The sequence below is a fragment of the Rhizobium sp. SRDI943 genome (assembly GCF_057653695.1).
Genome location: NZ_JBYGKN010000003.1, coordinates 1 through 25,622, shown reverse-complemented (window position 1 = coordinate 25,622; position 25,622 = coordinate 1). Strand labels below are relative to the sequence as shown.

The following is a 25,622-nucleotide window of genomic DNA, read 5'->3' as shown; positions in this document are numbered from 1 at the left end:
CGGTCAGTTTGCCAGCTGGATGAGCTTCGGTGCGGCGGACAAGCCGCTCTTGTCGGCGGTGTCACCGAGATAAGGCGTGTTGATGTAGTAGCGATTTGCGGCCGTGTTGGCGACGCGCAGTTCCAGCGAATGGACGCCTGGAAGCAGCCACCCCAGAGCAAAGCGGTAGGGGCGCCAGCCTCTTCGATCGATCTGACGGCCATCGAGCAGCGCCGCGACCACCGTGTGGACCTCCGGCAATTCGAGGACCCACTCGGCCTCATCGCCGATTTCGAGCGCCAGCCGATAAATGCCGGTACCGGAGAAACCGGCAAAACCCTGCGTTTCCCACCCTGCAACCACCGAGATCGGCACGAATCCCGCGTCAGGGCCCGGCGCGAAGCTCCAGCCGTCGACAAGCGATATGGCACGAGCCGCGGCAAGCAGCGGCTGGTGCTCGAGATGGCCTTGCACGGTGGTCTTCTGCGTCGTCTCGCCCAGTCGAATGCATTGCACCTCCTGGGGCGCGAGCGCGACTGTCAGGTGGCTGAAGGCGGTTGCCTTTCCCACGTCTCCCGTCGTCGCGGACCAGACCTCGCACGCGAAACCGTCGCCGAAGGAAATCTCACTGATGAGGTGCGATGCGCCATCGTTGAACAACACGACCCGCCACCAACCAGCGGCCTCATACCCCACCCATTGCCAGGGTCTGCCCGTGGAATGACAGGCAAGATCTGGACCCGATGACCGAAGCGACTGCAACAGAGCGGTGATGTCGCCTTTGCCGGGCATTCCTTCGAGATGGATCGACGTGCCGACGGCACGCCCCCCTGCGCCATCGCAGACGGTGGAGAGCCGCTCGCCTGAAGACCAGACAGCACCACCCGCCGCCTTGAAGACGGCGAGCATGTGCAAGGTCTTCGTCGTCTCGAGCACGGTGACGGACGGCAGAACGACAGCATCGAAAACAAGGCCGGACGCGCGCAGGCGGCCGTTCTTGATCGTAGCGGTCGCCAAATCGGCCTCGCTGACGAACATGAAGTCGCAGCCTTCTGCTAAGAGCCCTTCGCACCAGGCGCCGATATGGGTTGCATGGCTGTGGCGCGGCCCTTCTGCGAAGCCTGTATGAAGAGGATAAAGGATCGCAACCGGCGTGCGGGGCGTGGCCCCCTCGATGAAGGCGGAAATCCGTGCCGTCTCCTCGGCAAACAGATCGTGGTAGCTCCACCACGGCTCGAAATTGATGCCCGGCCCGAAATCGAAACGTGGATTGGAAAACGGCGTCGGATCGTTGTCGCGCCCGTCCGTCTGGTAGACGCCGTGCCAGAGGAATTGCCGGGTCCCGAGGCAGTGAAGCCGGATGGCCTGCGCCCGCATCGTCTCCAGCGTCAGTTCCCATTGCCCGGCGGCACGCACGGGCGTTCGCTCGGCGCTGGCATAAGTTTCGACGACGCATCGGCTGCGACCATTCGAACGGGCAACGGAGTCGCCGAGCTTCGGCGCCAGCTGCGCCACGAAATTGTTGCAATCAACGGCCGTCTCGTGCCGGTAGGCATCGATGCCGAAGAAATCCACGGCAAGCGCCACCCTGGGGTCGATGCTGGTAAAACCGCCGTTCAGCGACCAGGAACTGATATGCGGCAGGATCTCGTGCCCGGTAAGGACGATCCCCCTACCCTCGGCCCATCGGCGCAACGTGCCGGAGAAGGCCTCGTTCATCAGGGCCGAATAGGCGGCGTAGAATTGGGCGCGCAGGCGCAGGGTTTCAGGCCCGACGTCACGCACCAGCGCCAGCAGGGCCCTGGCGAAGGTCTCTCCCGTGCCGCGCGACACGGCGTCCGGCAGGGTCGGCGCATAGAGCAGGCTGTTGCCGAGGTCACCGGAGATCTGGCTCCACTTGTAGAAACCCGCCGCCGGCTGGTCGTAGAACACGAAGCCGACGGGGTCTGGCACGAGATCACCAAGCACCTCGACCAACGGGTCGAGCCCGACCTCGGTGAATCGTTCCGCTGCCTCTGGCAGGAGATAATTGATCAACCGCGAGGTCGTCGACCGGGCGCTGACGAACACCGTGAGCACCTGCCCCCCATCGGGCACGCCGTCAAACAGGTAGGTGCACGACGTTCGGTCGCTTTCGACGACGAATGTCCGCGCCGTGACGTCGACCACCTGATCGAGACTGTCGATGCCGGCCGACGGATGCAGTAGCGCTGCCTCGACGGTCCATTCGCACCACTCGACGATGCTGCCCTCATACTGCCACGCGACGATATCGGGGCCCATCGTCCGGGTGAACGGCGGATGGACGCCGCTGATGTCGCCCCGCGCCTCTCCCGAGGACGACCAGAACAGGTGGCGCTCGCGCAGGTCATCGCGGTCCACGACCGTCCGGCCGCCGGCGTGACCGCTGATCCAGTTGTAATCGTCGTAGATTCCGAGCTTCAGCCGCAGCTTGCCGGCAATCCCAGCCGCAACACGATAGGCGTCCAGATAGGCCGGCGACAGGTAGTCATCGCGCGACATTGCGAGACGGGCCTGGATCAGGATCGTGCCGATCCCCTTCTGTTTGAAATCGGCGAGCTGCGCATGGCAAACGTCCTCTGTCGGGATCGAATGCCAGAACCAGTAGGCCGACGGGCGAAACGCGGCTGTCGGGTTCTCGAACAAGTCGCGGCGGCCGATATCCTGTCCGGTTCGGATCTGCTCCAACTCGTCTCTCCCTAGTGGCTTGCTGCCGTTACGCGTTGCATGGCTTTGGTCGTTTCCGTCCAGGCCGGCTTGTCGGGGGCGAAGCGCGCTCTCAGATAATCGGCGAGATCCTTGATCTGGCCGTCGTTCAGCGTCTGGCGGAAAGCCGGCATCGACATCACTTCAGGGGCTTGACGGCCGGTGGTCTGCGCCAGGATTGCCGGCGCCTCGACACCCTTCAGGATTGCCTGGATGAGATTGTCCGGGGTCTCCGCATGAAGATTGCTGTTGAGCGCCAGCGACGACAGGATCGTGTTTCCAGTGTGGCATGTGGCGCAGGCGCCATTAAACAGCCGCTCGCCCTTCGGCGATATGCGCGCGGCGGAAGCCTTGGCCGCTTCGCTCGCGGCAATAGCCGCCTGGCTATGCACCTTGCTCTCGGCGGGGGCCTCGTTGAGGCTTGCGAGATATGTGGCCATGGCGCGGATATCACTGTCCGGCAGCGGCTGCATGACCTCGACGACATGCGCCATCGGGCCGGCGGCACTGCCGTGATCGCGCGAATGTCCGGTGCGCAGATAGTCATAGAAGGCGTCTGCCGTCCAGCCGACCGGGCCATTGGCGAACGCATTCAGGGCCGGCGCCTCCCAGCCATCGGCAAAGCCGCCGGAAAGCCGGGCGCTGCCGCTCTTTTCCGCGCCGAGCACATTGCGCTCGGTGTGGCAGGCCGAACAGTGGCCCAAGGTCTCGACGAGATAGGCGCCCCTGTTCCACTGCGCATCGCGGGTCTCAACATATTTGAACGGCTGCGCCTTCAGGAACAGCGCGTTCCAGCCCGCCATCATCGCGCGGATGCTGTAGGGGAATTTGAGCTTCGTCTCAGGCGCCTTTTCGGCGAACGGCGCCTGCGTCATCATGTAGGCGTAGAGCGCCTGAAGATCGGCATCCTCGGCGCCGGCGAACGAGGTGTAGGGGTGCGCGGGATAGAGGTGATGGCCGTCGCGGCTGATGCCCTCGCGCATGGCACGTTCGAAGGCCGGGTAGGACCAGGCGCCGATGCCGCTTTGGACATCGGGCGTGATGTTGGTGGCATAAACTGCGCCGAATGGCGTGTCGAAGCGCCGGCCACCGGCAAAGGGTGTTCCGTCGTTTCCGACATGGCAGACATTGCAGGCGCCGGCCGCCGCCGCCAGCCGGCCGCGCTCGATGGTGGCGGCGCTGTAGACATTGGCGTCCGGCTGCTGGATGGTGCCGATCGCCGGGCGCCATGGCGATGCCATGGTCACGATACCGGACAGAGCGGCGACGGCACCGATCGCCGACAGGCCGACGTTCCACCACCTCCGCTTTATCGCGACCGGGGTGGCCGGCGTTTCGTCCGTCTTGCCGTTCAGCGCGGCAAGGACCAGTTCCGGCGTCAGCGGCAGTTCGCGGAAACGAATGCCGGTGGCATCGTAGACGGCATTGGCGATGGCCGAGGCGCTGGGAACGGAGGCGGACTCTCCGACGCCGAGCGGCGGCTCGTCCTGGCGCGGCACCATCAGCACGTCGATATCAGGTACCTCGGGGAAGGTAATCAGCGGATAGCCGCCCCATTCCTTCGACTGCACCGCGGTCGAGGAAAATTCGACCTTTTCCTTCAGCACCCGGCTGGTGGACTGAATGATGTTGCCGTGGATCTGGTGGCGCACGCCGTCAGGATTGATCATCATTCCCGAGTCCTGCGCACATGTCACCTTGGTAACCGCGATCTCGCCGGTCTTCTTGTTGACGGCGACATCGGCAACCCATGCCGCCCAGGCGGCGGCCTTGCCCGGAAACGGCCCGTGGACGTAGACGGCATAGGCAAATCCACGGCCGTAGAGCAGATCGCCTTCGCCGCTGAGCGTGCCCCACGTCGTATGCGGCACCCACTTCGCCCGTTCGGCAAGCGCGTGCACCAGGTCGACGGCGCGTGGGTCGTGGAGGTAGCGAAGCCGGTACTCGACCGGATCGACGCCGGCGGCGGCGGCCAGCTCGTCGACGTAGCATTCGTGGGCGAATGTATTCGGCATCGCCGACACGCCACGGAACCAGGAGGCGCGTGCGATCGGCGGCATGTCGTGCACGGTTACGCGCAGGTTGCCGTAGGCATAGGGTGGAATGGCGGTACGATCACCCATCTGCACGACGTCGGAAACGGGCGGCAGCTTGCCGGTGAGGATCAGGGGAAGGGTCGGCGCCAGATTGGAGGGATAGCGCGTTTCAAAATCATAGGCGGACGGACCGCCCTCCAGGTCGAGACCGCCGCGCACATCCATGATCTGGGCGGCGCCCTTCGGCTCCCAGGCATGTTCCTGTTCGCGCGTCAGCTGGACCCGGACGGGTGCCTTGACGGCCCGCGACAGCAACGCCGCGTCGGCTGTTACGTCATCGGCGCAGTTGCGGCCGTAACAGCCGGCCGCCTCCAGCCGCTCGACCCTAATCTGCTCTTCCGGCATGTCGAGCAGCAGCGCCAGATCGCGGCGCATGGGATAAGGGTTCTGGGTTCCCGACCAGACGGTCAGCCCGGCGTCATTGTAATCGGCCACCGCGCATGACGGACCGATCGAACCGTGCATCTGGTAAGGCCAGACATAGGTGCGGTTCATCGGCTGGGCGCTGCCGGCCAATGCCATGTCGACATTGCCGCGATCGGCAAGCTTGCGTGGCGTCGACGGATTGGCACGCAGCGCCGCCTCCGGCATGTTCAGATCCGGCCACTCGGGCGGCGCGCGCCACACGACCTGCAGGCTTTTCGCCGCCTCAATGGCGATTTCCTCACGGGTCGCGACAACACCGACGAAATCACCGATGGCGACGACGCCGACCAGCCCTTCGATATGCGCGACCGAGGTCTCGTCGATCGAGATCAGGCTGTTTCCGACATGCTCGCCATGATCGAATCCGGCATATGGCGGGCGAATAACGCGGCCGTGCAGCATGCCAGGCACGCGCACATCGTGGACATAGGTCCAGCGCCCGGTTGCCTTCTCGGGAATATCGACGCGCGGGCGCGACGAGCCAACCAGTTTATAGTCCGACGCCGGCTTCAGCGCCGCATTGCTGTCGATCGACAGCCTGACATGGCTGCCGACGACAACATCGCCGAAGTTCAGCTGCCAGTTCTCGCCGCCGTCGGCACGGATAGTGCCGTCCTCCAGCCGTAGCCGCTCAATCGGCACGCCGACCTTCTCGGCGGCCTTGGCGAGCAGATGGTGGCGGGCGGTCGCGGCGGCCTGGCGCAGCGGCACTGCGGTGATCTGGATGGTTTCGCTTGCGATGGTCGCCCCCTGATTGGGCGCGGCGGTCGTCGTGCCGAGAACCATGTCCACCTGTTCGAACGGCACGCTGAGCTCTTCGGCGACGATTTGCGCCAGCGACGTGCGGATGCCTGTCCCGAGATCGACGTGGCCGTTGAACGCTGTCACCCGGCTATCGGCTCCGACAGCGATATAAAGCTCGGCGGCGTCGCCCATCGACGCGTCATTGACAATGAGAAGCGTGCTCGCGGCTGCCATGTAGGCGGACTTGGGTGCTTCGCGGTGGTTCATCGCGAAACCTCCGTCATGTCGTCGGTCATCGGGTCGACTGGCCGGCCGGCTTTGGTAAGGGTTACGGCGCGCCGCACAGCGGCCAGTATCTCAACATGCGTTCCGCACCGGCAGAGATGGTGCCGCAGAGCATCGCGAATATCGCTCTCGTCGGGATCCGTATTTCGCTGAAGCAGTCCAACCGTGGCGATGATCATGCCGTTAAGGCAATAACCGCATTGCGCCGCCGCCTCTTCGATGAAAGCCTGCTGTACCGGGTGCAGAAGCCCATCCACCGCCAGCCCCTCCAGCGTGATCACGCGTCGTTTGCCGATCGCGCCAAGCGGCACAGTACAAGAGCGCACCGGACGGCCGTCAACCAGAACCGCGCAGGCGCCGCATTCGCCCAGGCCACAGCCATATTTCGGTCCATTCAGGCACAAGTCGTTACGCAAGATGTAGAGAAGCGGTGTTTCCGGTTTCGCGCTAACGCGCCAAAGAGCGCCGTTGACATTCAGTGAAACGGAAACGGAAGGCTTCATGGGAGCTCCTCCAGCATCGCGCAAATAGCCAGGCCCTTTGCTACTGGACGGATCGCTATACGGCGGGCGCCTTGGCGGCGCGTGCGCATCATAACGATGCGACTGTCACCGACATCACGCATCTACTGCCCCTCATTTTTATATAAATAGCGTATACGCTTCATATGGAGCACTGGCAAGTCGAATTTCGTTGTTGCAAACGTCGAAAAACGCGTTACGCTTGGGTATCCAATGAAACCAGCCGCCACGGAATGCTTGCTCGCTGTTGCATTTTAAAGCGTATACGCTATAAGTAAGCCAATTCGCCTATCGCCAGAGCGATACGTTGAAAAACGGAAAAAAAGGGGTCGCCATGTCCACCGGAAATGAAAAGATCGCGATCATCGGTGCCGGCCTCGGCGGCGCGGCTGCAGGCGCGCTGCTCCAGCATGCCGGCTTCAACGTCCAGATCTTTGAACAGGCCCCGAGTTTTTCCCGCCTCGGCGCCGGCATCCACATGGGACCGAATGTCCTGAAGATCTTCCAGCGCATCGGCATGGACCAGAAGCTGATCGATATCAGCAGCACGCCGGCCTATTGGTTCAGCCGGGATGGCCTGACGGGAGACTATCTCTCCCGCATCCCGCTCGAAGGTTATGGCGCGACCTATTGTACCGTCCATCGCGGCGATCTCTCTGCCTTGCAGATGGACACCATGACTCCCGGCACCGTCCAGTTCAACAAGCGATTGACCCGCCTCGAAGACAATGGCTCGGATGTCTACCTCGAATTCCAGGACGGCACCTCGGCGCGCGCCACGATCGTGATCGGTGCCGACGGCATCAATTCGCGCGTCCGCGAGACATTGCTGGGCGCCGAAAAGCCGCACTATAGCGGCTGGGTCGGTCATCGCGCGATGATCTCGGCGGAAAAGCTGAAGAAGTTCGACCTGACCTTCGAGGATTGCGTCAAGTGGTGGGGGCCGGATCGCCACATGATGGTCTATTACACCACCAGCCGCCGCGACGAATATTACTACGTGACCGGCGTCCCGCACCCCGCCTGGGAATTCGACGGCGCTTTCGTGCAGAGCAGCCGCGAAGAAATGTCGGAAGCCTTTGCCGGATACCATCCGGTCATCCAGGCGCTGATCGAAGCCACCGACGACGTCACCAAGTGGCCGCTGTTCAACCGTAACCCGCTACCGCTCTGGAGCCAGGGCCGCATGGTCCTGCTCGGCGATGCCTGCCACCCGATGAAGCCGCATATGGCTCAGGGTGCCGCCATGGCGATCGAGGATGCGGCCATGCTGGCGCGATGCCTGGAGGAAACCGGATCGCAGGATTACGCGACCGCCTTCCGCCTCTATGAGGCCAGCCGACGCGATCGCGCGACGCAGGTTCAGACCGTGTCCAACGCCAATACGTTCCTGCAGACGCAGGAAGATCCTTCATGGGTCTACGGCTACGACGTCTATGCCGAGCCTATCCTCGACAAGAGCGTCGCATGAGCGCGGCCCTTCTCTACGGCGCGAATGTCTTAGCCAACGGCATTCGCCAGCATTACCTCCGCTATGGCGGCAAGGGTCGGCCGGTCATCCTCATTCCCGGCATCACCAGCCCGGCGATCACCTGGGGCTTCGTTGCCGAACGCCTTGCCGAACGCCATGACGTCTACGTTCTCGATGTCCGGGGACGCGGCCTGTCCTCGACCGGTCCGGATCTCGACTACGGTCTCGATGCCATGGCCGCCGACGTCATCGGCCTTGCCCAGGCGCTCGGTGTTGGCGCTCCTGCGCTGCTTGGCCATTCGATGGGTGCGCGCATCGCCATGCGGGCGGCAAATACCGGCGGCGAGTTCTCCCGCCTCGCCCTTATCGATCCCCCCGTCTCCGGGCCGGGCCGCCGGCCTTATCCGAGCAAGCTGCCCTGGTATGTCGATAGCATTCGCCTCGCGCTGGCAGGCATCGATGCCGAGGGCATGAAGGCGTTTTGCCCGACATGGACGGAAAGCCAGCTGCAGTTGCGTGCCGAATGGCTGCACACCTGCTTCGAGCCTGCCATCGTCACCGCCTTCGAGGACTTCCGCAAGGACGACATCTTCCCGGATTTCGCCACACTGAAGCAGCCGTCGATGCTGATGGTCGCGGGACGTGGTGGCGTGATTGCGCCGGAAGATGTAGCGGAAATCCGTGGGCTCAATCCCGCTATCGAGATCAGCCGCGTCCCGAATGCCGGCCACATGATCCCTTGGGACGATCTCGACGGCTTCTTCGAGGCGCTTGGAGATTTCCTCTCCCGATAAACGCCAATGGCGGGTCTTTGGCCCGCCATTTTTATTGCGGCAGCGAGAGCGCCCAATGTGCGCCCGCTCACTCATCAAAGGAGCCGTCCGTGCAGAAACCCTATCGTATCGGCCAGATCGTGCCGAGTTCCAACACAACGATGGAGACGGAAATTCCGGCGATGCTGATGGCTCGCCAACTGATCCGCCCGGAGCGCTTCACCTTCCACTCCAGCCGCATGCGCATGAAGAAGGTGGTCAAGGAAGAACTGGCCGCCATGGACGCCGAATCCGATCGGTGCGCCATCGAACTGTCCGATGCCCGCGTCGACGTGCTGGGATATGCCTGCCTCGTCGCCATCATGGCGATGGGCCTCGGCTACCATCGCCAGTCGGAAAAGCGCCTGACCGGCCGCACGCAGGAAAACGACACGAACATCCCGGTCGTCACCAGCGCCGGCGCGCTGATCGAGGGCCTGAAGGTGATGAAGGCGAAGAAGATCGCCGTCGTCGCGCCCTATATGAAGCCGCTGACCGAACTCGTCGTGAACTATATTCGCGAGGAAGGCTTCGAAGTGATGGATTGGCGGGCGCTTGAAATTCCCGACAATCTGGATGTTGCCCGCCACGATCCGGAAAACCTGCCGGCCATCGTCCAGACGCTCGATCTTTCCGATGTCGATGTCATCGTGCTTTCGGCCTGCGTGCAGATGCCGTCGCTGCCCGTCATCGCCAAGGTCGAGGCCATGACCGGCAAACCGGTGCTCACCGCTGCCGTGGCGACCACCTATTGCATGCTGAAATCACTAGGACTGGAAGCCGTCGTGCCGGGTGCCGGTGCCCTTCTGTCCGGCGCTTATTGAACCTGAATTTGTCGTTTCCGGCCGCATTGCGGCGGAGGAAAACAAGGAGTGCCCCATGCAGAGTGCTGAAACCAACTATCAGGGCGTTTGGGGCAACCGCATCGGTTTCGGCCAGCGGCCGGCCCTTCTGGTGATCGACTTCCTGAAAGCCTATACGGTGGAAGGCGCGCCGCTCTATGCGCCGGGTGTTGTCGATGCCGTCGCACAAACACCAGCACTTCTGGCTGCGGCGCGCGCCGCAGGCATTCCTGTCATCCACACCCGCATTCTCTATCTCGCCGAGAACTGCGCCGATGGCGGCATGTGGGTGAAAAAGGCTCCGGTCATGATGGCGATGGTCGAGGGCAACGTGCTGGCCGAATTCTGCGACGGCGTCGAGCCGGAAAAGGGCGAGCTGGTCATCGTCAAGCAATATGCCAGCGCCTTTTTCGGCACAAGTCTCGCCTCTCTGCTTCACACGCAGGGTATCGATACCGTCGTTCTTGCTGGATGCTCGACAAGCGGCTGCATTCGCGCAAGTGCGGTGGATGCCGTCCAGCACGGCTTTCGGACGATCGTCGTGCGCGATTGCGTCGGCGACCGGCACCCCGATCCGCACAATGCCAACCTCTTCGATATCGACAGCAAGTATGGCGATGTCGTTTCGAGGGAGGATGCCATCGCCGAAATCGCCAAGATCAAGTCCGACCGTCCGCAACTTTGCAAAAACAGCCAAGCCTTCACGTAAGATAGGGGAACGAGCATGGATCAATTCAGCTTCACCGAAATCTGCCTGCATCAGTTGAAGATGTCGGGCGTCCACGAGGGCGAAAAACTCATCGTCCTGACCCAGGGCAACGAGCGCCTCGATTATGCCGACGCCTTCATGGCGGCGGGCATGCGTCTTGGGGCCAAGATGTATCACATGCGTTTACCGCCGGTGCCACCGGCGGGTGCATGGGCCGTCGGCCAGACAGGCCTAGCGGCCATGCCTGACGCGGTCGAGGCCCTGAAGGCCGCCGACATGCTGATCGATTGCATCTTCCTGCTCTTCAGCCCGGAACAGATGGCGATCCAGGCGGCCGGAACGCGCATCCTGACCGCCGTCGAACCGCCGGAAATTCTTGCCCGCATGTTGCCGACAAAGGAACTGCGCGAGCGGGTCGAATTTGCAGGAGACCTGCTGTCCAAGGCGAAGGTGATGCGGATCACCTCGGACCATGGCACGGATGTCACCTACAAGCTCAACACCTATCCGGCCGTCACGGAATATGCGTGCACGGACGAACCGGGCCGCTGGGATCATTGGCCATCCGGCTTTGTCTTCACCGGTGGTGACGATGACGGCGTCGACGGTACGATCGTCGTTGCTCCGGGCGATATTCTGCTGCCGCAGAACATCTACGTGCGCGATCCGATCTACTACACCATTGAAAACGGTTGGATCACCGACATTCGCGGTGGCCTCGACGCCGAGCTGGTCAAATCCTACATGGACGGTTTCAACGATCCGCGTGGCATGGGCATGAGCCATGTCGGCTGGGGTCTTAATCAAAACGCCAAGTGGCATCGCATGGTGCCCGGCGAATTTCCGGGCGGCATGGGCATGGAGGCCCGCTCGTTCTACGGCAATGTCATGTTCTCGACCGGCCCGAACAATGAACTGGGCGGCCCGAACGACACTGCCTGCCATCTCGATATCCCGATGCGCAATTGCTCGCTCTTCCTCGACGATGAGCCGATGGTCCTGAAAGGCGATATCGCCGTCAAGGAAATGAAGCACAGCGTCAAATCGTAATCGAAACCAACCTGCTTGGCGTGAAAACACGCCAAGCAGCCCGAGCCTCGTATGCCTTGACCGGTGAAACATGCTGTGGTGTTTCCTGCATGGACGCACTAGACGCCGCAACCGATGGACCCGCTAACATGACTGTCAAAGACATCGAACGCCCACGTGAAGCCGCGGTGTCTGAAACCGCCTATGATGTTACCGAGCAGGTGGGTCACTTGCTGCGAAAAGCCTATCAGCGGCATCTCTCGATCTTCCAGGCCAACGCCAGTGACCCAGACCTAACATCCGTCCAGTTCGTCACGCTCTGCGCGCTACACGATCTCGGACCGAGCTCTCAGGTCGAATTGGTGAAGGCCACGTCGGTCGATCAGGCGACCATCCGCGGGATTGTCGAGCGTCTGAAAGCACGTGGATTGATCGACCTGTCCAAAGACAAAGCCGACGCCCGCAAGGTCGTCATTTCTCTCCTGCCGAAGGGTGAGGCGCTGCTTCAGGACATGTATCCTCGCGCATATCTCATCAGCGAGAAAACCGTCTCTCCCCTCAATCCGGCGGAGAGAATTGCGCTGCTGTATCTTCTTCGCAAAATCGCGGACGATGAGGTTGGAGAGCGGTGACGAGATTGGCGCCCTGCCATGATGGCGTGTCGTAGAATATCGACCTCATGACCGGCATCGTCGTGGTTGACCTTCTTCACAACTTCGATCCGGGGTACGGCAGCGGCCTTCAGTCACTGGGCGTATGCCCAACAAGGACCGTCTGCTATACGCACGCGCCGCATCCCGACCGATTTCGCCGTGATCAGAGGATAAACAGCGCGGAATGAAGTCTTGCAAATGTAGTTAAGTATTTTCTAACATGAATTGCATGTCGCTCAGCTCCGCCGGGGAACAAGCGGAGGTGGGCGGCGTTCACCCGGCACACAAGGAGATTGCGATGGCTCGATATCTCGGCTCTGCCCATGGACGCCCGCTACCGCCTACGCCCGACATTGCAACGCGCATCCGCACCAACCCGCGCGTCAAGGCGATCCTCTGGTCTATTGTCATCTGCATGACCGTGCTGGTGGTCATAGCCCTGTTCTCATCCCATGTGCTCTAACCACCATTCACGTCACAGTGGCGTCACGAGTGGCGACCGCTATCGGGTCGAGCCCGATGGCGGCTCGTGGACAGTCATGGACACCTTGACAGGACTTCCGGCCGCCACGAACGGCAAGGATCTGGTGCAACTTCCAAAGCGGGACGCAGATGAAATCGCCGAGGAGCTGAACGGTTGCGAGCGTCGCGGGACTGCCAGTCCCTTGCTCTAAGAGACCGTCATCGGAGTGCCGCGAGCTATTGTCGCCGGTCGGGGCCATTTCGTGGTACCGTCAACCAACCCACTTTCAGCATTGGTGCCACCATCCCGTCATAGATGCCAAGCGCCCACCGACTGATGAAGACCGCCGTAAGTGCCAATGCCCAATTCGATCTCGCGCCGCTCTTCGGAGCGGGAATGATGCTGGCCTTGGTAGTAGGTGTCTCTTAGTGATCTGACCATCCCTTTGATTACGGGGCGGGTCCGGTGTCCACAAATCAGGGGGGTGGGGTTTTAAAGTGTGGAATCGAGAAACTTTGGTTAGCGCGTTGGGCAGTAAATCGAGAGCTTGTCTCAGGGCGAGAAAGCGCCCCTGTTCACGTCGCCAACGCCTGCTGCCTCCGCCGCAGCCTGGGCCACAGGATCAACCAGCTCACCAAAGCAAGGTTGACGCAGTTCCAAAGGAAGCCATGCAGGAAAGCCAGGCGGTAAGAGCCGGTGGCGTCGAAAATATAACCAGCGGCCAAGCCCCCACAAGCCATGCCAAGAACAGTCGCCATCAACACCAGGCTGATGCGGATACCCGCCTCACGTGGCGGCAGATATTTCCGAATGATCACGGCATACATCGGAACTATGCCACCCTGAAATAGCCCGAACAGGCCGGAGATCACATAGAGCGACGACTTGCTGTTGAAATACAGATATAGCAGCAGCGCTGCCGCCTGCATCGAGGAACCGAGGATCAACATCGGCCCGGCACCGATCCGATCGGCGACCGCCCCGGACGCCAATCGGCTGACGACACCCAGTCCAAGCATCAAGGCGATGATCTGCGTGCCCACCGCCACACCGTAGCCGAGATCCCCGCAATATGCGACGATATGGACCTGCGGCATTGACATTGCCATGCAGCACGCAAAGCCCGCGACGACAAGGACGACCTGCAACGCGTTCGGGCTTAGGCCCAGTTCGTTGCGTGCTGCTTCGGTTACCGCCTCGGCCTGGACATAGGTTACGGTCTGTAGACGCCGCTTCAACAGCAGACCGATGGGCACCATCACCAGTGGGATGAAAATGCCGATTCCGACATGGGTTGCGCGCCAGCCCTGGGTCGTCTGGAAATGCTCGATAGCCATCGGCCAAACCGCCCCGGAAAGATAGCTGCCCGAGGCCGCAAAGGCGACTGCGAGCGCCCGGTGCCTGCTAAACCAAAGAGAGAGGTCGGATATCAGCGGCGCGAAGCCGGCAGCTGATCCAAGGCCGATTACCAGCGAGAAGGCTGCGAACTGCCAAATATTGGTGGTAAGAGCAGCCAGGATGTAGCCAACGCAAAGCAGGAACGCGCCGATCAGTACTGGCACGACGATGCCGACCCGATCGGCCAGACGCCCCATTACAACCCCGCCAAAGGCAAAGCCAAGCATGGTGCAGGTATAGGGAAGCGAGGCACCGCCACGCACCGTGTCGAACTCGACTTGCAGGGTTGGAAGAAGCACCACGACGGACCAATTGCCGACGCAGGCAACGGTGCCGAGGATCAACGTGAGTACCAGCCGCCACCAGGCATACCCAGAGTCGACGTCGCCAGAATCGGGCCCACCTGCCGCAGTCATCCGCTTTTCAAACATGGCCACGGCGAGAACTCCTCAGGGTCCGATTATGAACTGAACGCTCTCGACCAATGCCAAGTGCATTCGTCTCGTATGACGAGCTTCGGTGCGTTGAATACCTGATTGACGAGCCCATCCTCAAGCCCCCGCCATCAAATCGCGCCGCAATCGTCGCAATCTCCGGCGGCGAGGCGTCGAGCCGCTTGAGCTCCGCGTCGAGCAGTATCGGGGCTATACGGTTTAGCATTAAAAAAGAGGCGCTGCAGGCTCGCCAGTTCCGTCTGGCTGAGGCCGAGATCGAAGGTCAAATCTCGCCTCAAGGATACGATGTAAAGGCCTTGTTCCACGCGTCCGCCAACCGAGAGCCCGCCCTGGCGAGCTGCTCGTCCGCAATCACCTCGGATCGAGGGGCGCTTTGATCGATGATGTCCCCTCGGCACTGCCATCGACGAATTATTGCGGGTGAGTCGGACTTCGGTCCGATGGTAGACAGCAATCTCTCTGCTAATTTCCGTTCCGCTGAGACTGCAAAACTCAGCACGAAAAGGGTGTCTGCCCCTGATCCGGAGCACCCTTTTCAAACTCGCTTTCCGCAGTCCCCATTAGCCCTCGGCGCCGATGGTTCGCGGGCGGCCAACCTCCCAGTTGATAATAGTGTATAGGTAATCTGCGAGAGAGTTCCAACGACGGCTGTCGAAACCCGGATCGTGTCTCGCGAGTCCTGCTCGAGGTCGTGACCTGGCTTGCTGCGGCTATACATTGACAAGAGCCGCTCCAAACAGGCCATGCGAACACTATATCCCGACGCCCATCGAACCCAAACTCAGTCTCCACGGTCACGAGTATGGGCAAGGTTCGGACGGATCGCTTCATGCACGGTAACACGATTTCAGGATCCAGGCTTGCTTATGACATGATTTCGAGCGCCATTGATTTTCCGACACGCCGGCTTTCTGCCACGCGTTCAATCGCCAGTCAGGAACACACATGAACGTACTGAAAGCCGGCGTCGCAAGCGAGACACATCACCCGGCAATCCCGACGTGGACGTGGCTCTCCCCGCTCTTGGCATCCCTGCTTCTCGCTGTGAAGTTTCTCCACTTCGTTCCCTCCGACGGTCCGGTGGTCCTTGTTCTTGCCGGTATCATGCTTGCCGCCACCGTCTTTAGCGCAGTTCACCACGCGGAAGTCCTCGCGCTTAAGCTCGGCGAGCCATTTGGTTCGATCCTGTTGGCAATCGCTGTCACGGTCATCGAAGTCGCATTGATCGTCTCGATTATGGTGTCCGGGGCTGAAGGCAGCGGCTCCGTCGCGCGGGATACCGTGTTCGCCGCCGTGATGATCGTGCTCAATGGCGTCGTCGGGCTTTGTCTGATCATGGGAGGAAGCCGGCACTTCGAGCAGTCGTTCCAGCTTAAGGGTGCGTCCTCCGCTCTGGCGGTGCTCGGCACCCTCGCCGCCTTGGCGTTGATCCTGCCAAATCACACGCTGACAGTTCTCGGCCCGTCTTATTCTCCACTCCAGGCGATGTTCATCGGCATCGTTTCTCTGATGCTTTGGGGCGTCTTCGTCTTCGTGCAAACGGTCAAGCATCGCGCCTACTTCTTGGATGGCCCCGCTGAAGATGTGATCGGTGAGGACATGACGGAGGTCTACCACCCGAAGCCTTCAGACCGGGAAGCCCTGGCATGCCTGGGTCTGTTGCTGGTTTCGCTAGTCGCCGTCGTTCTTCTGGCGAAGACCTTGTCGCCCTCCCTCGATGCGGCCATCGATCTTGCCGGACTGCCGCACACCTTTGTCGGCGTGGTCATCGCCGCGATCGTGCTTTTGCCGGAAGGGATTGCCGCAGCGAAATCCGCCCTCAAGAACCAGCTTCAGAATAGCATCAACCTAGCTCTCGGATCGGCCATCGCGAGTATAGGGTTGACCATACCCTCTGTCGCGGTAGTCTCGCTTGTTCTTGACCAGCAACTGGCCCTAGGCATCTCGGCCGCGAACACGACGCTGCTGGTGCTTACCTTGTTCGTGAGCACCCTGACCCTGGGGACCGGCCGCACGACGGTGCTACAAGGGGCGATCCATCTAGTGATATTTGCCGTGTTCCTGCTGGTTTCGGCGATCCCCTAGGGCTGCTTCGCGAGCTTTGCTGCGCGATCAGGGTCCGGACGGCGGCGTGCAACTTCTCTCCGAACGGGGTCACGCGATCATGATCGTGAAGCACCAGGCCACGGATAAAGCGCTCCCCACCAGCTTCCTGTAGTTGCCTCAACCCTTTGAAGCCGTCCGATTTGACCGTGACTGATGCTTTCTCTTCAATTCCGACGATCCGCCCGCGGCGGTCCTCGATTACCCCGTCCAGCTCGTCCTGATCCTTGGTCCGGTAGTGCTAGAAGGTTAGGCAGCCGCTCCGACCAGGACGCGAGTTTCAGAAGCTCGGAAACCACGAAGCTCTCCAAAAGTGCTCCAAACGCAGCGATCGCAAACGGTGAGATGATCGTCGTCGCAAATGTCTGGCAGTTCATGCGCGACAACTGGCTATCAAACCGGGTCTTCACGTCCTATGACGACATCGTCGGTCACCGCTGAAGGCCTGAAAGAAGCTCATCGACCAACCCTGGAAGATCATCTCAATCGGAATGCGCGACGGGGTGCATCGGTTCTGATCAATGCAGATTGGTATGAGACCTCCCCAGAGCGACAAAGTGGTGATCGTGCGGCCTGGCTAGCTCCTCTAAGATCGACCAAACGTGCTATTCAATTGGCTCTCCTCATACCGTTCCTGCTTATCGGTTATGCGGGACCAAGCGGGTGAGTATTTGACGCGTCTCCAGCAAACCCCTACACCGCGAATGGTCCTTTTAAAGGACACGCGCGGCTCGAGGAAACCAAGGCTAAACCTAAAACAATATGCGCGATTCACTCATACCCCGCAAAAAGACATTTAGAGACGGAGTCTTCCTCGCGCTGATCATATGGCTGCTGGTTATCCCGCTGACTTTCATGACACAAGTTTTTGCCCCTTCCGTTTTTGTTCTTTTGGAGGGGATTGGGAATTTTCAATACAAGCCTTGGATTTTTCTCGCCCCAACAGCGTGCGCGCTCATTGTGGCGTTGGTTTTCATGCCGGGATATTACAGCCCGAGCGTTATTGCGGGCTCTATTCTTTGTAGTGCTGCGGTGACAATCGCAGCCGCAATTGCTTTCCTTTTGATAATGATATCGATTCCACGATTGCATTATTGAGCCCTGCGTCAGAAGGCTACTTGTCGGAATCATTCGGCTGGACCGTCACCACGCGTATAACTCGGAATATTTCGACCGTTAGCAGTCACTAAGGCAAACACTCATTGGCTGCTCCTACGATATGAATGTAAAATTGCCCGGTGAATAATAGCGCCTTCATTGGCGAAAGACACACAATGCGCATTCTTCTCATTCTTGGCTCCCTCATCGTTGGAACGATTGCCGGCATTTGCGTATTCGGGATGATCTGGCGAACCACTGCCCCGGAAGGTGCAGTAGCGATGGTCATTGGAGGGGGCACGCCGGTTGTCCTCGGAGCTTTGGCATTTCTCGGCACAAAGGCGGCTGACGGTCGGCGACCAAGCTTTCTCGATATACGGACATGGTTTGCTCTTGTGGGGATAGCGGCGGCGGCGGCCGGGCTCTTCGTGATCTTGATCGTTGCTCTTTTTCTGGCGGTTCAGCGTGGATAGCCCGCTTGGGGCCAGAATAAGAGCGGCGATTGTAAATCGTCCGGACCGTTTGCCAGGGACAAACGCGCGAATGAACTGCTTGGCTACGGCCTCACGGCAAACGCCAAATTCCCCTGGATGAACCAGCCGCCCCTCCACATCTAAAAACATCGCCCGAGAAGCTTCGATGAACACCTGGGGATGAGTAAATCATGTCCCCCAAAAGGGTCTGAACAGCGGATGTTTGGTATTTCGTCATCGGAAGCGCCTCGTTTCTCAAGAAACTACCAGCTGATAATGTTTGAAATTTCATCTTCATCCGGCTCCCGCCGTCTATCCACATATCCAGTTGCGTATCCTCCTGCATTTCGCAGGAGAAATCAGCGGCTATGTAGAACGAGCGATGCCCGCGAGCCCTGTATTTTGACAAGCAGAACGCTTCGACCGTTGAAGTGGCCCCTTGTAGTAGAAATAGTCTCGGCCTCCGTTACCCCCGCAATCCGCGTCCCCTCGCCATTTTCCCTCGACAGAGCCATGAGCATCGGCCCAAGCGAAAACTCTCCGAGTTCCGCGCGCTTCGTAAGATCGCGCAGATATCCGCCGGCCGATTTTATGAAGTTTGATCGCTCGGGAATGCACGCCATCGCCACTGCGGCATTCTCCGGGCCCAATGCATCGCAGGCGCAGCGGCGTCAAGGAGACGGTGGATCTTCTGGTGAGAAGTGGAATGTCAAGCGAGACGATCGTCAAGAACTCGATGGGACGCGGAGCGGCGCGCCAGTTCGAGATTTCGGAGGCTCTTCTAAAGAAGCTAAGCTCGTTCGGAGTTGAGTGACCACCGAATTAGAATGACGAGTTTTCAGGGTCGTCGATTCTTGTGTGTCGTGGATTGTTGATCCTCCATCTTCGGGTAGAGGATGCGTTACGCTTCTCCAGCAGTGGACCCAATATGAGTCATGCTTACCGATAGGGAATTGGCCAGCATTACCGGAACGATAGCCAGGCGCAGCTGCGCATTGCCCTCCCGCAAGACTTCGTTCTCGGATCGCAGCACTTCTCCCTCGGTCTTGAGCGCATGCAGCTCTTCGACTAGCCCGCCGACCGGCCGACGCATTCCCACCAGACTACAGCGCCTCTACCTGCTGAACCGAGGGTCGGTTCCTTTCATGGGACAGGAGGAAATCGGGCGGGTGCCGCGTTGGCAAACAGCACCCGCGCGTCCCGTACGGCGCGGCGCCGATGCTGCGCCCACAATTCCGTCAAAGCTGTCCCCGCCAACTGTAACAATGATGACCGCCACCCTTATGCCTACCGCGCCACGTACGTGGGGCAAAATCCATGGCGGCGTTTTGGTGAGCGGTCATAGAAGTGTGCATAACCGCGCGCTTTGAGAAGTGATTGCTAGTCTGGGGATTCTCAAGCCGGGGCAAATCATGATTCGATTCTGCCATGAAGAAACGGCTCCCCTCCCCCGAGCATGCCGACACGCTTTCACTGAATGCGTTGCGCGGATTGGTGACGGGTCTTCTGGAACGGTCGCAGCAGGCAGAAGCCCGGCTTGCGAAGCTTGAGGCCGACAACATCCAGCTGCGGGAGGAAAACGCCGCCCTTCGGCTGGAGAATACCCGCCTGAAACTCGAGAACCAGCTGTTGCGCGACGAGATCGCCCGGCTGAAAAATCTGCCGCCGCGCCCGCCGTTTCGCGCCTCCGGCATGGAGAGGGCAACGGAGGCCTCTCCAGCAAACCATGTGGCCGGCAGGAAAAAGCCGCGGGGTCCGAAGCTGGATGTGGATCGGGTCAGCCGGCAGGAGATCCTACGCATCGATGCTCCGTCCGGCTCGCGCTTCAAGGGATATAGAAGCGTCTACGTCCGAGACCTGGTGCTCAAGGCGGAACTCGTGCACTACCGCCGTGAATGCTGGGTGACACCGGATGGAAAGACGGTTCTCGCTCCCTTGCCGGCCGGGATCATAGGTGGCTATGGCGCCAACCTCCGGCGGCTTTGCCTGATGCTGCACGCACAAGGACAGGTGACGACGCAGCGGTTGACGACATTGCTGAACGATGTCGGGATCGCCATCTCCAAGCGTCAGATCGTGCGGCTTCTCACCAGGCAGCTGGAGGGCTTCGTCGCCGAGGATGCCGCACTGCTGCATGCCGGTCTCGTGGCGTCGCCTTATGTGACGGTTGACGACACCGGCGCGCGGCATTCCCATAATAACTATTACACCACACAGATCGGCGGTGCGGATTTTACCGTCTTTCGCACCACGAAATCGAAGTCACGCCTGAACTTTCTGTCCCTGCTGCGCGGCGGCTATCAGGATTATGTGCTGGGTGACGCCGCATTCGATTATCTGAAAGAACGTCGCGGCAATCCGCCCGTAGTCCATGGGCTTCGGACGTTTGAGCCGCAACACTTCTGCAACCAGGTACCGTTCATGGCGCATCTGGCTGACAAAGGTGTCGATATTCTCAACCGCCAGGAGATCGGCACCCTTGCCGAAGCAGGGCTTTGGGGCTCCATCCGCCATCACGGCCTGATGGCAAATACGGTGATCGTGTCCGACGATGCCGGACAGTTCCGTGTCGGCAATCATGCACTGTGTTGGGTCCATACTGAGCGCCTTCTGCAAAAGCTGATGCCGACCACTGCAAAGGAGGAGCGGCTGGTCACGATGGTCCGAGATCTCGTCTGGCGTTTCTATAAAGCGCTGAAAGCCTACCAGCAGTGCCCTTCCCCCCAGTCCGCTCCCGCATTCCGACGACGGTTCGATAGGATCTTCACACTACGTACGGGTTATGAAGCACTCGACACGCTTCTCGAGCGACTGCATCGCAGGAAGAACGAGCTGCTAAAGGTGCTCGAGTATCCCGGCATCCCGCTCCACACCAATGCCTCCGAAAATGCCTTACGGACGTTTGTCACGAAGCGGAAGATCTCCGGTGGCACAATGAGCCAGGATGGCCGTGTTGCGCGCGATGTCATGCTCGGCCTGATGAAGACCTGCCAAAAGCTCGGCCTTTCCTTCTACCATTATCTCGGTGACCGGCTTGGGATCGGCAGTGAAGATCACCCCATCCCGTCTCTCCCGGCCACCATCCTTGCCCGGGCTTAAACGCTGGAGCCACCAACGGTCATCAGCGCTCGACGCTTCTGCCTGCCAAACCGGCAGCGCCATCGAATCTGCCCCACTTACCCCGCGCCACATGATCTGAGACAACGTAGATGAGGCGTAACGCATTGAAACCATGGTTAACATCCCGTTAACCAGAACCTATATCTCAGATTACTTCCGCCACCTCGTTGTCTTTTCTTCAGTGTCGTCGAGATCCGACGACGATCATTGACGATCGGCGGGGTGATTATTTGCCGAAAAACCTGCCCTGGCGCTCGAAGGAGCGATTGAATTCCAAGGCTTTCGGACCCTTGATGGACTTTCGCTGAGAGCCGGGGAATGCCACCCGCCTGATGAGGCCAATCACCACTGAACGATAATAACGAGCTCACAGAGAAAACAACCGCTTTCATCCCTAAAGCCTATTCGATCGCGAGACTGGCCGCGACAGTGGAGGAAATCGCTCCGCCACAGGGGATCTCACGCGGGCAGGCATTTCCAGCCAAAACAGGCACCCGCCTCCCCCTCAGCTGGCATAGCGCGGCACTCCACCATTCGCCCGCGCGAGCGCCATCAGCATCGGTCCGATTGCAAACTCGCCCTTTTCGGTCCTTCGGGTCAGATCTCTGAGATAACCGCCGGGCGAGTTGATGTGCCCTCCCCTCTCCAGGATGCAGGCGATCACCGTGGCGGCGTTTTCCGGCCCCATGCCCGAGCAGGCTTCCTCATAGGCCGAGGGACTGACGCCGAGCATCGAGCGCACGACGACGGCGGCCGACATCAGGTCTCGCCAATTGCCGATGTTTCCGCCAGGCCCATAGTCGAGAATACTGGGGCAGGCCTGGAGGACGAGGCCGAGCGGGAAGGATTTCAGGCTTGGTCCGGCGCCCGGATCGGCCGCGCCCCCCGCCCTGTTGCTCATCCGGCCGGAAGGCCTTTGCTGTTTCAATCTTCGTTCGTCTGACGGCCCGGCGTTCGGGTCGTTATCGGCCGCTGCCTTTTCGCCCTGCTTCGTTTCGAAGCGTGGTTCAAGTTCATAATTGGAGTCGGGATTTGAATTCTGTTTGTGATGCTCAATTTGAGACTCATTGGCGTCTATTTTTTGTGTTTTTATCCGTCTTTCCAGCATGTTGACGATCTCTGCACGCAGCATCGCCATCTCGTCGAGCAGCGGTGCCAGGTCTTCGGCGGTCGCCACCCGTGGAATTCGGGCAAGAAGCGCTCGAAACATCGCCGAAATACCTTCCCAATCACCGGAAACCCCTTCTTCGAGCGCCGCCGTGATCAGCTTGGAAATGTCCCGCCGGCACAACGTCAGGCGTTCCCTGGTCACCCGTAACAGCTCCCGATCGGCAACCGCCTGAGCGGCCAGGCTTTCGATTTCGACAGCACGCGCCAGAAGCGGTGCGACGCTGAAGCCGAAGGCATCGCCGATCGCCCCTGCCCTGTCGCGGCGCGCATAGCGCTTTCCATTCGGGCTATCCTTGCGCAGGATCAGGCCGGCCTCGACCAGGACAGCAAGATGCCGCCTGAGGGTCGCTGGCGTCATGCCGCGGGCGCGCAACGAAAGCTGCGCATTCGACGGGAAGACGATCAGTCCCTTTTCCTCGGAGATTTCGTCGTCAGGGTAGAAGGTCAGAAGCGCGTCGAGCACCGTCAGTGCCCGATCGGTGACGCCAAGCGCCGGCCGTGCTTCGCAGATCGCCCTGAACAGCTTCCATTTGCTGCGTTTCATTCCCGGCTCGATGGTCTCGGCCAGGTGCTGGCTTGCCAGCATGCCAAGCGACATCGGCCGCCGCCCAAAGGGCGTCGTCACATATCCACTCTCCATTTGCCTTCACCTCAGTTTAGGCAAAAGAAATCTGCTCACCAAAAAGCGGCGCCAAGACTCTTGACTGTGATTCGTGGAAATGCGATTCTCGATCTGCTAGGAATACGAGGAAGGCTTCCACGACCGCGTCGTTGGGGGCCTTTTTCTTTTGCGGTCTACTCTCCTTGTTGAACGTTTCGGCCTCGATAAGCCTTGTAGAGATCCGTCAGACTTTCGGAGAGGAAATCTCCAAACCCGACCGCATCCTTGGCCTTCAAAGCAAGTGTAAAAGTTCGTCCATCGCTCCGCAGGTCGGCGGCAACGGACTTATCGTCGGCAATCCATTTGCTCGCACGAACCTGTTTCGATGGAGTTGACCTGCCTGATGCCTTGATATGCGTCAGCAGGACGTTAAACCGATCGTCGCCTGTCTTCGCGTTGAATTCCTCGGTTCCGAGGAAGGCACGTGCCCTCTCCAGATTCGAGGGCCGCTCCAGCAGGGTCTTCAGCTCATACCAGCGATCACGTCCAATGCCCTTGGCTGCTCCGACCGCAGCCAGCAATTCGCGAGGCATGCTCGCCACCGCCAACATCTTCGATAGGGTCGCCCTGTCCACCGAGAGTGCCGAGAGAACAATTGCGTTGTCACCATCGAATTGAAGCCGCGCGATCTCACTCGCGAACATTGCCTTCTCAAAAAATGACAGATTGGCGCGCGCCGAATTCTCTTGCCCCTGCGCAACGAGATGATCGCTATCTTTCAGGTCTTTGACAACTGCGCGGACGTTTCTTCCGAGCGCCCTTGCCACTCGAAGACGTCGATGCCCGAATACCACCATATAGCGCTCGGAATCCTTGGGGTGAGGCCGCACCAGGATCGGGCTGTCCTGCCCCCGCTCCCGAATTGCCGCAAGCAATTCGTTGAACTCCTGTTCATCCTCCTCAATGCGATCGCGCACGAACGATATATCGACCAGATCCGGGTTCAGCTCGATGACAGTCTCGCCCTCCAGCAGCTTATCTGCACGGGCCGCCATCTCATCGATGGAATTCAGGATCGACTTAGAAGCGCCCCGGATGGTGTAATCAAGCACTGCCCGGTTGCTGTCGGCCGGCGTGTCGCTCATCACATTGGCGAATGGGTTTTTCCGAGCCATATCGCTATCCTCGAAGCCATGTTATCGGGTTGTTTCGACTGCAGAATCTTGCTGTTTTGACGGCGGTCAACATCATTAGAGCCTCCCCCAAGCCCTATGGATCAATCCTTGGATCTCGAAATTGACTGCATCCATGCATTCGATCGCGCGGTCATAGGTTTCTCGCGTGAAATTTGAGCGATCGAGCTCGTAGAGGGTACGTTTCGTCAAGCCGGCATCGGAGATTGCCGTTGTCTTCACCATCGGGCTCTTGAGGATTTCCTCGGCAAACATCGATTGCATGAAGCCCAGCATCTGCGCCTGCGGTACATCCGTTGGCTCAAATCTGGTGATCAGGTAACGGAGCCAGTCCATGCGCACATTGGCACCAGCCTTTTTGATTGTCTTGGTGATATTGCCGAGCATGAGCAGGAACTGCGACATCGACATCAGGTCCAACATTTGCGGATGGACAGTAATCAAGACGGAGGTCGCCGCAGTGAGCGCGGTTAAGGTGAGATATCCCAGTTGCGGAGGGCAATCGACCACCACGACGTCGTAGCGGCTGTCAACCTCCTCGAGCGACTTGCCGAGACGCGTGAAGAAGCGCTTCCCATCCGTGCCAGACTGCATCGCAAGCGGCGTGTCGTATTCATACTCTTGCAATTCCAGATTCGCCGGGACAATATCGAGGCCAGGGAAATTGGTCGGCAGAATGACGTCGGCAATCGACTTGCGCTCGTCGTCATACCGTATCGCATCGTAGAGCGAGGGATTCCGATCGAGCTCCGGCTGGAAACCGTGCAGAGCCGAGAGCGACGCCTGTGGGTCAAGATCGATGGCAAGCACGCGGTGTCCGGTTAGCGCCAAGTGCTGGGCAAGGTGAGCCGTGGTGGTCGTCTTGCCAGAGCCTCCCTTAAAGTTCACAACTGCAATGACCTGCAATTTATCGCCCGGCTTGCGGTGAGGAACATATTTCTTAGCTTCGGACTTGCCCGTCCTGTCCAGAAAAAATCGCAGCTCCAACATCTGTTCGGCAGTGTAGTATCTGCGATTTCCCGACGTTGTGATCGGCTTCGGGCCCTTGCCGTCGAGATAGAGGCGCTTCAAATTGCTCGGGGTGACGCCAAGATAGTGCGCGACCTCCGCGAGCGAAAACTGGCGCAAGTTCTTTTTCGCGTTCGGGGGAAAGTTTTCCAGACGCAGTTGATCGAGCTTGCGCGAGATTTCCGCACCTTGCATCAGGATCTTGTCGTCAAACTCAAACGACGGTAGCGGGCTAAACGCGTTCAT

Annotated in this window: 19 protein-coding genes and 2 pseudogenes; 11 read left to right on the top strand and 10 right to left on the bottom strand. The window is 60.0% G+C overall.

Annotated elements, in window-relative coordinates; all coding sequences use genetic code 11:
• Positions 1 to 3 precede the first annotated feature (3 nt).
• From AC245Y_RS31390 to AC245Y_RS31380, 3 genes are read right to left on the bottom strand one after another with little or no spacing between them, the layout of a single operon-like run.
• Positions 4 to 2,688, bottom strand: coding sequence for a hypothetical protein (locus tag AC245Y_RS31390; protein WP_017997016.1), 2,685 nt, complete (start codon positions 2,686 to 2,688; stop codon positions 4 to 6).
• 11 nt (positions 2,689 to 2,699) lie between these two features.
• The gene (locus AC245Y_RS31385) at positions 2,700 to 6,239 is read right to left on the bottom strand and encodes a molybdopterin cofactor-binding domain-containing protein (RefSeq protein ID WP_017997015.1); all 3,540 of its coding nucleotides are present in this window, start codon (positions 6,237 to 6,239) and stop codon (positions 2,700 to 2,702) included.
• Positions 6,236 to 6,760, bottom strand: a complete 525-nt coding sequence (locus AC245Y_RS31380) for a (2Fe-2S)-binding protein (RefSeq protein WP_017997014.1) — start codon at positions 6,758 to 6,760, stop codon at positions 6,236 to 6,238. The genes AC245Y_RS31385 and AC245Y_RS31380 overlap by 4 nt, the downstream gene beginning before the upstream one ends.
• 352 nt (positions 6,761 to 7,112) lie before the next feature.
• Between AC245Y_RS31380 and AC245Y_RS31375 the strand changes: the two genes are divergently transcribed.
• From AC245Y_RS31375 to AC245Y_RS31345, 7 genes are all read left to right on the top strand, one after another.
• Positions 7,113 to 8,249 carry an FAD-dependent monooxygenase gene (locus tag AC245Y_RS31375; RefSeq protein ID WP_017997013.1) on the top strand — a complete coding sequence of 379 codons (1,137 nt, stop codon included), beginning with the start codon at positions 7,113 to 7,115 and terminating at the stop codon, positions 8,247 to 8,249.
• Positions 8,246 to 9,043, top strand: coding sequence for an alpha/beta fold hydrolase (locus AC245Y_RS31370; protein ID WP_017997012.1), 798 nt, complete (start codon positions 8,246 to 8,248; stop codon positions 9,041 to 9,043). Before AC245Y_RS31375 ends, AC245Y_RS31370 begins: the two co-directional genes overlap by 4 nt.
• A gap of 89 nt (positions 9,044 to 9,132) precedes the next feature.
• Positions 9,133 to 9,885 carry a maleate cis-trans isomerase family protein gene (locus tag AC245Y_RS31365; protein ID WP_003554953.1) on the top strand — a complete coding sequence of 251 codons (753 nt, stop codon included), beginning with the start codon at positions 9,133 to 9,135 and terminating at the stop codon, positions 9,883 to 9,885.
• A 55-nt stretch (positions 9,886 to 9,940) separates the two neighbouring features.
• Positions 9,941 to 10,612, top strand: coding sequence for an N-carbamoylsarcosine amidohydrolase (locus tag AC245Y_RS31360; protein ID WP_017997011.1), 672 nt, complete (start codon positions 9,941 to 9,943; stop codon positions 10,610 to 10,612).
• 15 nt (positions 10,613 to 10,627) lie between these two features.
• Positions 10,628 to 11,662: a 2,5-dihydroxypyridine 5,6-dioxygenase NicX family protein gene (locus AC245Y_RS31355; protein WP_017997010.1), complete on the top strand. Its 1,035-nt coding sequence runs from the start codon at positions 10,628 to 10,630 to the stop codon at positions 11,660 to 11,662.
• 128 nt (positions 11,663 to 11,790) lie between these two features.
• A complete protein-coding gene (locus AC245Y_RS31350) occupies positions 11,791 to 12,273 on the top strand; it encodes a MarR family winged helix-turn-helix transcriptional regulator (protein WP_026157673.1) in 483 nt (160 codons plus the stop codon).
• 319 nt (positions 12,274 to 12,592) lie between these two features.
• On the top strand, positions 12,593 to 12,757 hold the full coding sequence (locus tag AC245Y_RS31345) for a hypothetical protein (protein ID WP_164902269.1): 165 nt from the start codon (positions 12,593 to 12,595) through the stop codon (positions 12,755 to 12,757).
• Between the two features lie 575 nt (positions 12,758 to 13,332).
• Here the strand turns inward: AC245Y_RS31345 and AC245Y_RS31340 are convergent.
• Positions 13,333 to 14,586 carry an MFS transporter gene (locus AC245Y_RS31340; protein WP_017997006.1) on the bottom strand — a complete coding sequence of 418 codons (1,254 nt, stop codon included), beginning with the start codon at positions 14,584 to 14,586 and terminating at the stop codon, positions 13,333 to 13,335.
• Between the two features lie 969 nt (positions 14,587 to 15,555).
• On the opposite strand from AC245Y_RS31340, the gene AC245Y_RS31335 reads away from it, so the two are divergent.
• Positions 15,556 to 16,695 (top strand): calcium:cation antiporter, encoded by a 1,140-nt coding sequence (locus AC245Y_RS31335; RefSeq protein WP_017997004.1) that lies wholly within the window; start codon positions 15,556 to 15,558, stop codon positions 16,693 to 16,695.
• On the opposite strand, the gene AC245Y_RS31330 is transcribed toward AC245Y_RS31335, so the two are convergent.
• Positions 16,583 to 16,894, bottom strand: coding sequence for a hypothetical protein (locus tag AC245Y_RS31330; RefSeq protein ID WP_487762880.1), 312 nt, complete (start codon positions 16,892 to 16,894; stop codon positions 16,583 to 16,585). The two genes, AC245Y_RS31335 and AC245Y_RS31330, sit on opposite strands and share 113 nt — an antisense overlap.
• Positions 16,895 to 17,475: 581 nt before the next feature.
• On the opposite strand from AC245Y_RS31330, the gene AC245Y_RS31325 reads away from it, so the two are divergent.
• A complete protein-coding gene (locus tag AC245Y_RS31325) occupies positions 17,476 to 17,811 on the top strand; it encodes a hypothetical protein (RefSeq protein WP_017997001.1) in 336 nt (111 codons plus the stop codon).
• 101 nt (positions 17,812 to 17,912) lie between these two features.
• Here AC245Y_RS31325 and AC245Y_RS31320 read toward each other — a convergent pair whose 3' ends face one another.
• On the bottom strand, positions 17,913 to 18,458 hold the full coding sequence (locus tag AC245Y_RS31320) for a hypothetical protein (protein WP_157628386.1): 546 nt from the start codon (positions 18,456 to 18,458) through the stop codon (positions 17,913 to 17,915).
• A 296-nt stretch (positions 18,459 to 18,754) separates the two neighbouring features.
• Positions 18,755 to 18,946: pseudogene (repC, locus tag AC245Y_RS31315) on the bottom strand (replication initiation protein RepC); the annotation flags it as partial.
• On the opposite strand from repC (AC245Y_RS31315), the pseudogene AC245Y_RS31310 reads away from it, so the two are divergent.
• Together AC245Y_RS31310 and AC245Y_RS31305 are read left to right on the top strand one after the other, a co-directional pair.
• Positions 18,946 to 19,098: pseudogene (locus tag AC245Y_RS31310) on the top strand (MarR family transcriptional regulator); the annotation flags it as partial. The pseudogenes repC (AC245Y_RS31315) and AC245Y_RS31310 overlap by 1 nt on opposite strands.
• A 614-nt stretch (positions 19,099 to 19,712) precedes the next feature.
• A complete protein-coding gene (locus AC245Y_RS31305; RefSeq protein WP_011649147.1) occupies positions 19,713 to 21,383 on the top strand; it encodes an IS66 family transposase in 1,671 nt (556 codons plus the stop codon).
• 526 nt (positions 21,384 to 21,909) lie between these two features.
• On the opposite strand, the gene repC (AC245Y_RS31300) is transcribed toward AC245Y_RS31305, so the two are convergent.
• The 3 genes from repC (AC245Y_RS31300) to repA form a co-directional block, all read right to left on the bottom strand.
• On the bottom strand, positions 21,910 to 23,214 hold the full coding sequence (gene repC / locus AC245Y_RS31300; protein ID WP_017997289.1) for a plasmid replication protein RepC: 1,305 nt from the start codon (positions 23,212 to 23,214) through the stop codon (positions 21,910 to 21,912).
• Positions 23,215 to 23,369: 155 nt separating this feature from the next.
• Complete coding sequence (gene repB, locus AC245Y_RS31295; RefSeq protein WP_017997288.1) at positions 23,370 to 24,350, bottom strand: plasmid partitioning protein RepB; 981 nt, start codon at positions 24,348 to 24,350, stop codon at positions 23,370 to 23,372.
• Positions 24,351 to 24,425: 75 nt separating this feature from the next.
• Positions 24,426 to 25,622 (bottom strand): plasmid partitioning protein RepA, encoded by a 1,197-nt coding sequence (repA, locus tag AC245Y_RS31290; protein ID WP_017997287.1) that lies wholly within the window; start codon positions 25,620 to 25,622, stop codon positions 24,426 to 24,428.